This window comes from Gordonibacter sp. (assembly GCF_036667095.1).
Taxonomy (GTDB): Bacteria; Actinomycetota; Coriobacteriia; order Coriobacteriales; family Eggerthellaceae; genus Gordonibacter.
Window position 1 is genome coordinate 1 of the sequence record NZ_JAVWUP010000379.1, and the last position, 1,218, is coordinate 1,218.

General features: G+C 54.8%; 1 protein-coding gene and 1 pseudogene. Both read left to right on the plus strand.

Features of this window, described 5'->3' with window-relative positions:
- Positions 1-62: 62 nt before the first annotated feature.
- Positions 63-224, plus strand: a pseudogene (locus tag RR842_RS14745) (helix-turn-helix transcriptional regulator); the annotation flags it as partial.
- Between the two features lie 73 nt (positions 225-297).
- On the plus strand, positions 298-1,218 hold a 921-nt coding region (locus RR842_RS14750; RefSeq protein ID WP_332730322.1), incomplete at its 3' end, for a hypothetical protein.

Consider the following 1,218-nt stretch of genomic DNA (forward strand, 5'->3'; position numbering starts at 1 on the left):
TGGAAGACGTCGTAGGGGGCCACTTCGCACGCTGCCCGTAAAAAAGCCTCCCGCGCGAGGCGGAGATCCTGGTTCATCTGGGCCAGGGCCGCACGGCGCGTGCTATCTCCGAGAAGCTGGTGGTGTCGGAGAACACGGTGAAGTACCACATCAAGTCCATCTACCAAAAGCTCGACGTGCATGCGCGCGATGAGGTGATCGACCTAATCGAGCACGCCGAATAGTAACGTGGCGGGTTGGGCGCTTCAACCGGGTTTTGGGTTATCATGAGTGCGTCACCGTCGTGAGAAAGTTGCCTTGATGAACGATCGCCGAACGGCCCGCCGCGTTGTTTCTTTTACTTTCGCTTTCGTTGTGCTGGTGGTTCTCTGCTGCCCGATTGCAACAGCTTTTGCCGAACCGACCGCTGCCGAAACGACGGCTAATTCCCGTGCGGGGGATCGCTACGAGGTTAACGATTCTTTTAAGGATGCCACGGCCATCAGTTTCCCCACGCGCTTTGACGCGACACTTCACCATGCGGCGGATGTGGATGTGTACTCGTTTACCCTCGATAATGCCACGTCGCTTGCTTGTACGCTTACGGCACCGAACTCAAGTGACTATCGGATGCGTCTGTGCGATAGCGAGGGAGGGCAACTGCAAGAGTCGGCGGGAGGGACGGGTTCGCAAAGTATTCGTAAAGAAGTGCCTAGTGGCACCTATTTTGCGGTGATCGAGAGCGCCGATGGCAGCTTCGAGGGGGCTGCAGCTTACACACTGAGTTTACAACGTCTCATGAGCCCTGGGGCAGTGGCGTCGCTTGATTTATCCGAGATGAACATGCTCACGGCGCTTTCTGACCACGACTCGGGTTTTGCGTGGGATCTGGGTGCCAATGGTGGTGGAAACTTTCTTATGTCTCAGGCATATTTTTCGCGCTGGGCAGGGCCGGTCGCTGAAGAGATCGATCCTTATCGCGAGGAGAAGCCCTTTGAGTACACCAATGTTTCTGCTTCGGCACCCTACTATGTGCAAAATGCTCTCTATCTTCCCATTGATACGCGGGAGAACTATATCGACAATCTCAAGAGTGCGGTGTTTTGCTATGGAGCCGCCGATATTTTTGTAGAATCTGCCCTGCTGTATTGGACGCCTGGCGACAAAAACCTGTTCGTTGACAAAAATGATTACGACTACCCGGCGATTAAGGAGGGAACCCTCTTCGATGGAGGGCAT